We start from the raw sequence: 11,122 nt of genomic DNA, 5'->3' as shown, positions 1-11,122 counted from the left end.
TTACCTTCCTGGAGTTACTTGACGGCCTGGAGCTTCGGTACGACCTGGTCGATCGCGTACGGAATGCTCAAGACGGTGTTGAACGACAGCGCCGCGCCGATGTCCGGGTTCTCGTAGGGCAGGAACACGTCGTGCTTCTCCTGTGCCACCTTCAACTTGGCGTACAGCGGGTCGGCCTTGAGCAGCTGCTCGGCCTCGGCCGGGCCCAGCCACACGAGGCGGTCGCCGTCCATGACGTCGAACTTCTCGAAGGAGAAGTCGGCGACGTTCTGCGTGCCCACCGCGGCGCGGAACTTCTCGGAGGTGGTGAAGCCCATCTCGGTGAGGAACACCGTCTTGGGGTCCTTCGGCGAGAACGCCGAGAACTTGCCCGGCTCGACCGGCTCACCCACGGCGACGGTCTTGCCCGCCCAGTCCGGGTTGGCCTTGCGCACGTCCTCGAACCGCTTGCTGATCCCGGCGATCAGCTCGTCGGCCCTGGCCGACTTGCCCAGCGCCTTGCCGATCGCGCGGGTCATGTCCTGCCACGGCGCCTGGTAGTCCTCGTTGCCCTTGGGCTGGGCGACCACCGGGGCGATCTGCGACAGGGTGTCGTACTGCTCCTTCTTCATGCCCGAGTACTGGGCGATGATCAGGTCGGGCGCCAGGCCCGCGATCTTCTCCAGGTTGTACTCGTCGCGCTCGCCGACGATCTGCGGCGCCTGCGCCCCCCACAGGTCCTTGACCCACGGCCACTTGCCGAAGGGCTCCTCCTTGAACCACGCCACGGCCCCGACCGGCTTGACGCCGAGCGCGAGCACCGCGTCCTGGTCGGACAGGCCGAGCGTGACGACCTTCTTGGGCTCGGCCTTGATCTCGGTGCTGCCGTACTTGTGCTCGACGGTCACCGGGAACGCGGCGGCTCCGGCCGAGGTGGGCGCGGGGGCGCCCGCCGGGGCCGGGTCGGCCTTGCCGCAGCCTGCCAGCGCCACGGCCAGGGCCATGGCGGGCAGCAGCGCGGCGAACCGGGTCCGCTTGCTGGTTGGGGACATCGGGGTGTCTGCCTTTCGGGGGTTTACTGCGGAAACTTGTTACGCGGCGCCAGGTCCGCTCATGGCCAGTTCGGCCAGGTGGACCTCGGGGTGGTCGGCCCGCAGGATCGACCGCAGGATCTCGCCGGAGCGCACGGCGTTGTTGGACAGCAGCGACGAGGTGATGCCGTGAGAGTGCTCGGTGGCCCCGCCCTGCACGTAGATGCCCGCGGCGATGTCGGCGGCGGTGCGCACCCGGTAGTCGCGGGTCATGCTCAGGCGGCCCTGCTCGTCGCGGGCGCAGTCGGCCGCCAGGTCACCGAGCAGCGCGAGGGAGTCGTCGCCGCGGTAGCCGGTGGAGTAGACGACGACGTCGCTTTCGAGCACGGTGCGCTCGCCGGTGGTCATCGACTCCACGGTGACCCGCACGCCGTCGCCGTGATCGGTGATCTCGGTCGGGCGGGAGACGTTGAACATGCGCAGTCGCTCGCGGCCGGTGACCTTCTCCTGGTACACGCGCCGGTACAGGTCGTCGATCAGTTCGATGTCGACCACCGAGTAGTTCGTGTTGGCGTGGTAGCCCATGATCTTGCGCTTGACGTCCTCGGGGGCGAGGTAGAACTCGTCAACCGCGGCGGGGTCGAACACGCGGTTGGCGAAGGCGCTGTCGTCGGCGGGGCTGTAGCCGAAGCGGGAGAACACCGAGCACACCTCGGCGTTGGGGAAGCGGGTGTGCAGCAGGGCGGTCGCCTCTGCGGCGCTCTGACCGGCGCCGATCACCACGAAGCGTGACGCGGAGTCCCGATCGAGGGTGTCGATGTCGCGCATCAGCGTGCTGTTGTGCCACACGCGGTCACTGGTGCGCACGCCGTCGGGGAGGTTCGGCCGCAGGCCGGTCGCGAGGATCAGGTTGCGCGCCCGCAGCGTGCGCGGCCGGCCGCCGGTGGTCGGGCGGGACACGACGTCGAAGTACTCGACCCTGCCGTCGATGGTGACCGGGTTGACCGCGGCGACCTCCTGGCCGTAGCTGACCTGATCGTCCACTTTGGCCGCGCACCACTCGAAGTAGTCGTGGAACTCCACGCGCAGCGGGAAAAGCGTCTTGTGGTTGACGAAGTCGATCAGCCTGCCGCGACTGTGCAGATAGGACAGGAAGCTGAACTCGCTCACCGGGTTGCGCAGTGTCACCAGATCCTTGAGGAAGGACACCTGCATGGTGGCGTCGTCGATGAGCATTCCCCGGTGCCAGCCGAAACTCGCCTGGCGTTCCAGGAAATGGGCGGTCACCGGACGCGAGCCGGAGGCGTTGGCCTCGGCGACCGCGATGGCCAGACTGAGGTTGGACGGGCCGAAGCCAACGCCGACGATGTCGTGGACCGGTGTGTCGTCGCCCTGCATCTTCGCTACCCCTCGTCAGATCCGATGGTGTGTGACTCACGCTCGAACGAAGGTCACCCTAGCCTAAGTTAGGCTAGGCTAAGCTTCACCCGACCGGGTGACGTGCACCACCACAAGGAGGGGCCCATGCGGGTCGTCATGTTCGGCTACCAGACCTGGGGTCACCGGACGCTGCGGGCGTTGCTGGACTCCGACCACGAGGTCGCGCTGGTCGTGACCCACCCGAAGTCCGACCACGCCTACGAGCGCATCTGGTCGGACTCGGTCGCCGACCTGGCCACCGACCACGGCGTGGAGGTCATGCTGCGCAACCGCCCGGACGCCGACGTCATGGCGCGGCTGCAGGCGGTGGAGCCGGACTTGATCGTGGCCAACAACTGGCGCACCTACATCCCGCCGAAGATCTTCACCCTGCCCCGGCACGGCACGCTCAACGTGCACGACTCGCTGCTGCCCGCCTACGCGGGTTTCTCCCCGTTGATCTGGGCCCTCATCAACGGCGAGAAGGAGGTGGGCCTGACCGCCCACATGATGGACGACGAGCTCGACGCGGGCGCGATCGTCCTGCAGCGCGCGATCCCGGTGGGCGAGCGGGACACCACGACCGACCTGTTCCACAAGACGATCGACCTGATCGGCCCCGTGGTCAGCGAGTCGCTGGACCTGATCGCCACCGGGACCGCGGTCCTCACCCCGCAGGACCGCTCGAAGGCCACCTTCTTCCACAAGCGCGCCGTCGAGGACAGCAAGATCGACTGGACGTGGTCGGCCGAGGAGCTGGACCGGCTGGTCCGGGCGCTGTCGGACCCGTACCCGAACGCGTTCACCTTCCACAACGGCCGCCGGCTGCGGATCCTTAAGGCGTCGGTGTCGCGGGCGAACTACGGCGGCACGCCGGGCCGGATCTTCATCCGCGAGGGCGATGGCGTGGCGATCGTCGCGGGCGCCGAAGCCCGCCGCGGCCACAGCAAGGCGCTGGTCGTCGAGCGGGTGCGCCTCGACGACGGCACGGAGCTGACCGCCACGGACTACTTCCGCACGATGGGCGGCTACCTGAACTGACCTCGCGGACGCGCCGCACTCGTGCGGCGCGTCCGGGGTCGGCCGTCAGCCCCAGTGGACGGCGGTCAGGCAGTCCGGGTCGGTGCCGTCGGTGAGCCTGGTGCCGTCGGGCAGCAGCCAGCACCGGTTCCGCAACACCGGGTCGTCGGTGGCCGCGAGCAGGTCGTTGTTGGCCCCGTAGGCGCGCACGACGCCCGGCGGGGTGTCCTCGGGGATGGCCCAGGTGGTGGGCCGCACGATCCGGGCGATGAACGTGCCGTTGGCGATCACCGCGTCGACGGTCGTGTCGCCCTCGGTGTAGGTGACCCTGGCGACCACTTCGCTGATGCGGCCCGCCACGGTCTGCGTGCCGTGCTTACCCCGGTACTCGCGCTTGCCACCGGGCACGTCACCGCCCGCCGACGCGCTCATGACATCGACGCCGATCACGCCGGGCAACCAGTTCCGATACCGCACGCCCGCGCTGCCGGGGTTGAACGGCATACCGGGTCCGCCGATCGAACACTCGAGCGCGGCGTCCTCGGTGTAGAGCAGGCCGACCTTGCCCGCGCCGTCGGTGATGAGGTTGTAGAGCTTCGCGGGCTTCTGCCCTGTCGCTGGCTGGGCGCAGCCCTGTTCGATCTCCGCGCGCTCGGCCTTCGGGAGATTCGGCAGCGTGGGCGCGTAGACGCCCGGCCTGCCCGTCGTGCCCAGTTGGGGAGGTTCGGCGGTGGGTTCGGCGCCGGGGGTCATTGATGGTTCGCCGCGCTGGGTGGACACGAAGACCGCTGCGGCGGCGATCACGGCGAACGCGGCGGCGGCGCTGACCATCGGGACGACACGGCGGCGTGGTGCGGTGCGCGTGGCGCGCAGCAGCTCGGAGCGGATGGCGAGGTGGCGGTCGAGCGGGAGGTCGCGCTCGACGGGGGGCGTGGTGTTCATCGGTCCTCCGAGTAGGCGACGGTGAGCTGGGTGGGGGTGACCAGGCGGGTCAGGCGGGATTTGGCTTTGCTGACCCTGGCGCGGACGCTGCCCTCGGCGATGCCGAGCACGGCGGCGGCCTCGGCGTAGGACACCCCCGACCACACGCACAGCGCGAGTGCTTCGCGTTCGTTGCGGGGCAGCTTGTTCACCGCGGCGAGCAGGTCGGCCATGCGCCGCTGGTCGTCGACGCGTTCGGCGACGTGGTCGGCGTGGTCCGGGACGGGCGGCTCGGGCTGGAGCCGGTCGAACAGCCGGACGCGCCGGGCCAGGGTCCGCCGCCAGCCGCGGACCTCGTTGGTCGCCACCGCCAGCAGCCACGGCCGGGCGGACTCGTTCTCCAGCACCACGCTGCCGCGTTTGCGCCACGCCATCAGGAACGTGTTCTGCAGGTGTTCCTCCGCCGCCGCCCACGACGCGGTGAGGCGGAAGCAGTGGTTGTAGACCGCTCTGGCGTGGCGGTCGAAGAGGGTGCCGAAGGCTGATTCGTCCCCGGACGCCGCTCTGGACCACAGTGCGCGGTCGTCTGGGTCGTGGACCCGCTCGGTCATCATGCCCCTTAGTGACCGGCAGCGGCCCAAGTGTTGCCAGATTACGCACGGGAGCGGGCCGCCCGGGGGACGACCCGCTCCAGCACTCCCCTCTCCTAGTGCGCCGTCGCCTTCTCGGCGTGGGCGCCGGTCAGCGCGCGGACCTCCATCTCGGCGTACTTGGCGGCGTCGGCGCCGCGCTTGGAGATGACGGTGCCGAACCAGCCGAGGAAGAAGGCCAGCGGGATCGACACCAGGCCCGGGTTCTCCAGCGGGAACCAGTGGAAGTCGACGCCCTTGATCATCGACGGGGTCGCGGCCGTCGCGGGCTTGCCCGACACGGCGGGCGAGAACACGATCAGCACGATGCTGGAGATCAGGCCGCCGTAGATGCTCCACAGCGCGCCGGAGGTGTTGAACCGCTTCCAGAACAGCGAGTACACGATGGTCGGCAGGTTCGCCGACGCGGCGACGGCGAAGGCCAGCGCCACCAGGAACGCGATGTTCTGCCCGTTGGCGACGATGCCGCCGACGATGGCGACCGCGCCGATGACCACCGCGGTGATGCGGGCGACGCGCACCTCCTGGGCCTTGTCGTCGACCTGGCCCTTCTTGATGATGTTGGCGTAGATGTCGTGGGCGAACGACGCCGACGCGGTGATCGTCAGCCCCGCGACCACGGCGAGGATGGTGGCGAAGGCGACCGCGGCGATCAGGCCCAGCAGGACCGGCCCGCCCAGTGCCTCGGCCAGCAGCGGCGCGGCCGAGTTGGCCTTGCCGGGGGCGGCCTTGATGGCCTCAGGTCCGACGAGCGCGCCCGCGCCGTAGCCCAGGACGAGGGTGAACAGGTAGAAGATGCCGATCAGCCAGATCGCCCACACCACCGAGCGGCGTGCTTCCTTGGCGGTGGGCACGGTGTAGAAGCGCATCAGGATGTGCGGCAGGCCCGCGGTGCCCAGCACCAGCGCCAGGCCCAGGGAGACGAAGTCGAGTTTGCTGGTCTCGGTCTTGCCGTACTGGGCGCCGGGGTTGAGAACGGCCTCGGTGTTGGCCGCGTCGACGGCGCCGCCGAGGACGGCGGAGAAGTTGAAGCCGAACTTGGCCAGCACCCAGATCGACATGGCGAGCGCGCCGGTGATGAGCAGCGCGGCCTTGATGATCTGCACCCACGTGGTGCCCTTCATGCCGCCGACCAGCACGTACACGATCATGATGACGCCGACGAGGGTGATGACGACGGCTTGGCCGGTCTTGCTGGTGATGCCGAGCAGCAGGGCCACGAGCCCGCCCGCACCGGCCATCTGGGCCAGCAGGTAGAAGAAGGAGACGACCAAAGTGGACGTCGCGGCGGCGGCGCGCACCGGCCGCTGGCGCATCCGGAAGGCCAGCACGTCGCCCATCGTGTACTTGCCGGTGTTGCGCAGCAGTTCGGCCACGAGCAGCAGCGCGACGAGCCAGGCGACGAGGAACCCGATGGAGTAGAGGAAGCCGTCGTAGCCGTTGAGGGCGATGGCACCGGCGATGCCGAGGAACGACGCGGCGGACAGGTAGTCGCCGGAGATGGCGACGCCGTTCTGCGGGCCGGTGAAGGAGCGGCCCCCGGCGTAGTAGTCGGCGGCGGTCTTGGTGTTGCGGCTGGCGCGGAACACCACCACGAGGGTGATCGCGACGAACACGCCGAAGATCGCCATGTTGAGGACGGGGTTGTTGCCCGCCACCTGCGCGGCCAGGTTCACGACAGGTCTCCCTCGATGTCGTGGCGGATCTTCTCCGCGGCCGGGTCGAGGTGCTTGGTCGCGTGCCGCACGTACAGGGCGGTGATGGCGAAGGTGGAGACGAACTGGAGCAGGCCGAGCACGAGGCCGACGTTGATGTTGCCCCACAGCTTGGTCGACATGAACCCGTGGGCGTAGTCGGCGAGCAGCACGTAGGCCATGTACCAGACGAAGAACAGCGCCGTCATCGGGAAGACGAAGCGACGCAGGCGCCTGCGCAGTGACACGAACTCCGGACTCGCCTGGATCTCCGTCCAGGCCGGGTGCTGGTCCGGAGGGTGGACCTCGGGTTCGGTGACTGTCATCGCGGCCTCCGTCATGGGGATGGGGTTTCCCGTGACCGTAGGAAGATCACACCGCGAGGGTTCGGGTCAGCGGCCCAGACGTCGAGTGATGCGACGAACGGCGGACGAACGGCGCGCTTGCCAGGATGAGTGGCCCAGGTCACGTCCGGGGCCGGAGCGGGCGGTGTGCTGCTCGCCGATGTGCAGGCGCAGCATGGCCGCGGCGGCCCACGACGGCGGACGGCCGAACAGCGATACTCCGATCATCGTAGCGAAGGCCAGCGGCACCGACCACGGAGCGGGCTGGGCGACCAGGATCGCTTGCCAGCCGGACAGTTCACCGCCGAACAGGGTCACCGCGATCGCCCCCGCCGAGGCGAGCAGCCCGACCGCGACCCCGGCGATCGCCCCCGCCTTGGTCAGCCGCGACCACCAGATCCCGAGCACCAGCAGCGGACAGAACGTCGACGCGGCGACGGTGAACCCCCACGTGACGAGCACGCCCGCGTCGATGCGCGCCGACGGCAGCGCCAGCATGACCACGGCCGCCGCCGCGGCGAACACGGTGCCGCGCAACCGGTTCAGCCCGCCGGGCAGCAGGTCGTGGGCGATGGCGCCGGACACGACCAGCAGCAGCCCGAGGGAGGTGGCGAGGAACGCGGCGAACGCACCGGCGGTCAGCAGCCCGGTGAACACGTTGCCCCAGCCGCCGCCCTCCACTTGGGACGGCAGGGCGACGACGGCGGTGTCGGTGGTGCCCGCGAGGTAGAGCTGCGGCACCAGGACCTTCGCCAGCGTCCCGTAGATGCCGGGCATGAGGTAGAAGATGCTGAGCAGGCCCACCGTGATCGCCGCGGTGCGGCGCGCGGCGCGGCCGTCGGGGCTGGTGTGGAAGCGGACGAGCACGTGCGGCAGGCCCATGGTGCCGAGCATGGTCGCGATGAGGATGGCCCAGGTGCCCAGCAGCGGATACCCGGCGTGGCGCAGGTCGAGCAGCGGCCGCTGCCAGCCGGGTCCGCCGGGCGCGGCACCGCCGCGCGGCTGCGGCACGGGGGTGCCCTCGGCGAAGGTGAGGGTGGTGCCCGCCGGGGCGCGCAGCTCGCCGGGCGCCAGCGTCTCGCGGGTGCCGTCGGGGCGCACGACGGTGGTGGGGTCGCGCATCTCCAGGGTGACGTCGAGTTGGAAGTCGACCGGGGTGTCCTTGGCGAAGTGGGTGAACTCGACCGGGTGCACGGCCTCGTGCCGCACGGCGGGCCCGGCCTGGATGAGCAGCCACACGGCGGGGACGAGGAACAGGATCAGCTTGAGGTAGAACTGGAACGCCTGCACGTAGGTGGCCGCGCGCATACCGCCGAGCGCCAGGGTGATGCTGACCGCGGCGGCGGCGATGACCACCCCGACCCAGTAGTCGCTGCCGCTGACCGCCGACAGCACCAGCCCCGACGTGCGGAACTGCGGCACCAGGTACAGCCCGCCGATCACCAGCACGACCACCGCGGACAGTTTGCGCAGCGAGTGCGAGGCCAGCCGCGCGACGGCGAAGTCGGGCACCGTCAGCGCCCCCGACCGGCGCATCGGCGCGGCCACCAGCACCAGCATCGCCAGATACCCGGCGGTGAACCCGACCGGGTACCACAGCGCGCCCATGCCGTCCTTGACGACGAGCCCGGCCACGCCGAGGAACGACGCCGCCGACAGGTACTCCCCCGACACCGCCGCCGAGTTCAGCAGCGGCGACACCCGGCGGGAGGCGACGAGGAAGTCCGACGTGGTGCGCATGGCGGCGATGCCGCGCAGTCCGATGAGGAGCGTGACCAGCACGACGGGGGCTACCGACAGGAACGCGATCACGCCTGGTCGTCTTCGGCTTGTTCGGCCCTGCGCAGCTGCCAGGCGGCGAGGGCGACCATCAGCGGGTAGGGCAGCGTGGCCATGGCCAGCCACGACACCGGGATGCCCAGCAGCCGCACCTCGTCGAGCCCGGGGAACGCCGCCAGCAGCGCGGGCAGCCCGAGCAGCAGCAGGACCAGCAGGATCAACGGGAGGAACGCGCGGCGGCGCTGGGCGGTGTAGATCCGCATGGCGTGCTGCACGTCCGACGGGTCAAGCACCGGCGGGCGCCACGCGGTGAGCACGCGGCGGCGGGCGTGCGCGAGCCTGGTCTGCGGGCTGGTGACGGCGACGCGGCGCGACGGCATCAGGCCCGCCCGCCCAGCTCACCGCGCTGCGCCGCGTGCAGCAGCCGTTCCCGCAGCTCACGAGCGTGGCGGCGGCTCACCGGCACGTCGCCGACGTCGGTGTGGGCGAGCATCCCGCCCACGGAGTCGCTGCGCAACTCCCGCACCGCGTCGATGGCCACCAGGTAGCCGCGGTGCACGCGGGCGAAGCCGTTGCTCTCCCAGTACTCCAGCAGCCGCGAGATCGGCATCCGCACCAGGTGCACCCCGGAGCGGGTGTGCAGCCGCACGTAGTCGCCCTGGGCCTCGACGAACTCCACGTCGGTGCGCCGCACGTACCGTATGCGCCCGTCGGCCTCCACCGGCAGCACCGGCATCGCGTCGGGCTTGACCGATTCCGACGGCGTCGCGGGCGCGGCGGCCGGGCTGACCGGGGCCACCATCCGCGCGACCCGGGACATGGTCGCGGCGAGGCGTTCGGCGCGGACGGGTTTGAGCAGGTAGTCGACCGCACCGATGCCGTAGGCCGACACCGCGTGCCCGTCGTAGGCGGTGACGAACACGATCACCGGGGGCTTGCTCAGCTTCGACAGCAGCGACGCCAGCTCCAGCCCGTTCATCCCGGGCATGGAGATGTCGAGGAACACCGCGTCGAACTGGCCGCCCTCGATCATCCGCAGCGCCGTGAGCGCGTCACCGGCCGCGGCGACCTCGGCGACCTCGGGGGCGGCGCGCAGCAGCCTGCACAGTTCGTCGAGCGCGGCTTTGACGTCGTCGACGGCGAGGACCCGCATCAGGGCGTCACCCCCGGCTGGAACACCGGCACCCGCACCACGACCCTGGTCCCGGCCTCGGGCGCGGTCTCCACGACCAGCCCGTACCAGGCGCCGTATACGTTGCGCAGTCGACGGTCCACATTGGCCAGCCCGATGCTGCCCGCGCTGCCGTGGCCTGCCAGCACCGCCTCGGCCACCGCCGGGTCCATGCCCACCCCGTCGTCCTCCACGCTGATCACGCAGTCGTTGCCCTCCGCTTCACCGCGGACCTGCACCACACCGTCCCCCGCCCGGGGCTCGATGCCGTGGCGGACCGCGTTCTCCACCAATGGCTGCAACACCAGATACGGGATCGTCACGGCCAGGACCTCGGGGGCGACCCGGATCTGCACGCGCAGCCGGTCGCCGAGCACGGCCCGCTGCAGCGCCAGGTAGGTCTCGATGGCGTGGAACTCGTCGGCCAGGGTGGTGAACTCGCCGTGGCTGGCCAAGCTATACCGGTTGTAGTCGGCGAAGTCGAGCATCAGCTCGCGGGACCGGTCGGGATCGGAGTGCACCAGCGAGGCGATGACCGTCAGTGCGTTGTAGACGAAGTGCGGGGAGATCTCCGCGCGCAGCGCCCGCAGCTCGGCCTGCGCGGCGTACTCGGCGGAGGCCTCCAGCCTGGCCCGCTCCAGCGCGGCGACGATCCACTCGGCGACCTCCCGCACCGCGGCGGCCCGGGCCGCGCCGTGGACGATCAACACACCAGCGAGTTCGTCGTGCACGTGCAGCGGCACTGCCTGCAGCGGCGGCCTGCCCGCCCTCGTCTCGGAGTGCATGACCTCCTGCACGAGCGCGGCGACCCGGTCGGCAGGGGCGAGCTTGCCCGACCACACCGGATGACCGGACAGGTCGGCGAGGCCGACACCGTCGACGTCGAGGAGTTTGCGCACGCCGCGCACCACGGAGCGGACCTTGGTCCCGGCCAGGCCGTCGGACAGGTCGTCGGCGATCTGGCGGGCGGTGCCCAGCACGGCGGCCGCGTCCGCCCTGGTCGCCCACGGCGTCCAGGAACGGGTCTGCGGCTGCGCAGGCACGGACATGGGTCGATGTTAGGGGACGCCTGGCCGGGTGCCACCACTCATCGACCGTTCGTCCCCGGACCCGC

At 70.5% G+C, this 11,122-nt stretch carries 11 protein-coding genes; 1 reads left to right on the top strand and 10 read right to left on the bottom strand.

The annotated features are described in order from the left end of the window. Positions 1-14 precede the first annotated feature (14 nt). Both ACSHT8_RS04115 and ACSHT8_RS04110 read right to left on the bottom strand, forming a co-directional pair. Positions 15-1,031, bottom strand: a complete 1,017-nt coding sequence (locus ACSHT8_RS04115) for an iron-siderophore ABC transporter substrate-binding protein (RefSeq protein WP_436497814.1) — start codon at positions 1,029-1,031, stop codon at positions 15-17. Positions 1,032-1,070: 39 nt separating this feature from the next. Then, a complete protein-coding gene (locus tag ACSHT8_RS04110) occupies positions 1,071-2,408 on the bottom strand; it encodes a lysine N(6)-hydroxylase/L-ornithine N(5)-oxygenase family protein (protein WP_436497812.1) in 1,338 nt (445 codons plus the stop codon). A gap of 126 nt (positions 2,409-2,534) precedes the next feature. Between ACSHT8_RS04110 and ACSHT8_RS04105 the strand changes: the two genes are divergently transcribed. Then, positions 2,535-3,470, top strand: a complete 936-nt coding sequence (locus tag ACSHT8_RS04105; protein WP_436497810.1) for a methionyl-tRNA formyltransferase — start codon at positions 2,535-2,537, stop codon at positions 3,468-3,470. Between the two features lie 45 nt (positions 3,471-3,515). Here the strand turns inward: ACSHT8_RS04105 and ACSHT8_RS04100 are convergent, their stop codons facing one another. The 8 genes from ACSHT8_RS04100 to ACSHT8_RS04065 form a co-directional block, all read right to left on the bottom strand. After that, complete coding sequence (locus tag ACSHT8_RS04100) at positions 3,516-4,391, bottom strand: hypothetical protein (RefSeq protein WP_436497808.1); 876 nt, start codon at positions 4,389-4,391, stop codon at positions 3,516-3,518. Next, positions 4,388-4,981, bottom strand: coding sequence for an RNA polymerase sigma factor (locus ACSHT8_RS04095; protein ID WP_436497806.1), 594 nt, complete (start codon positions 4,979-4,981; stop codon positions 4,388-4,390). The genes ACSHT8_RS04100 and ACSHT8_RS04095 overlap by 4 nt, the downstream gene beginning before the upstream one ends. Before the next feature lie 95 nt (positions 4,982-5,076). Next, on the bottom strand, positions 5,077-6,651 hold the full coding sequence (locus ACSHT8_RS04090; RefSeq protein WP_436501991.1) for a solute symporter family protein: 1,575 nt from the start codon (positions 6,649-6,651) through the stop codon (positions 5,077-5,079). A 41-nt stretch (positions 6,652-6,692) separates the two neighbouring features. Next, the gene (locus tag ACSHT8_RS04085) at positions 6,693-7,040 is read right to left on the bottom strand and encodes a DUF485 domain-containing protein (protein WP_436497804.1); all 348 of its coding nucleotides are present in this window, start codon (positions 7,038-7,040) and stop codon (positions 6,693-6,695) included. A 66-nt stretch (positions 7,041-7,106) separates the two neighbouring features. Then, the gene (locus ACSHT8_RS04080) at positions 7,107-8,870 is read right to left on the bottom strand and encodes a cation acetate symporter (protein ID WP_436497802.1); all 1,764 of its coding nucleotides are present in this window, start codon (positions 8,868-8,870) and stop codon (positions 7,107-7,109) included. Further along, complete coding sequence (locus tag ACSHT8_RS04075) at positions 8,867-9,217, bottom strand: hypothetical protein (RefSeq protein WP_436497800.1); 351 nt, start codon at positions 9,215-9,217, stop codon at positions 8,867-8,869. Before ACSHT8_RS04075 ends, ACSHT8_RS04080 begins: the two co-directional genes overlap by 4 nt. Continuing rightward, entirely contained in the window at positions 9,217-9,990 is a 774-nt protein-coding gene (locus ACSHT8_RS04070; RefSeq protein ID WP_436497798.1) for a LytR/AlgR family response regulator transcription factor, read from the bottom strand. Before ACSHT8_RS04070 ends, ACSHT8_RS04075 begins: the two co-directional genes overlap by 1 nt. Then, on the bottom strand, positions 9,990-11,057 hold the full coding sequence (locus tag ACSHT8_RS04065) for a sensor histidine kinase (RefSeq protein ID WP_436497796.1): 1,068 nt from the start codon (positions 11,055-11,057) through the stop codon (positions 9,990-9,992). Before ACSHT8_RS04065 ends, ACSHT8_RS04070 begins: the two co-directional genes overlap by 1 nt. Positions 11,058-11,122: the final 65 nt, after the last annotated feature.

This window comes from Actinokineospora sp. HUAS TT18, assembly GCF_051364635.1.
GTDB lineage: Bacteria > Actinomycetota > Actinomycetes > Mycobacteriales > Pseudonocardiaceae > Actinokineospora.
The sequence above is the reverse complement of the archived record's forward strand: the minus strand, read 5'-3'. Positions and strand labels throughout refer to the sequence as shown.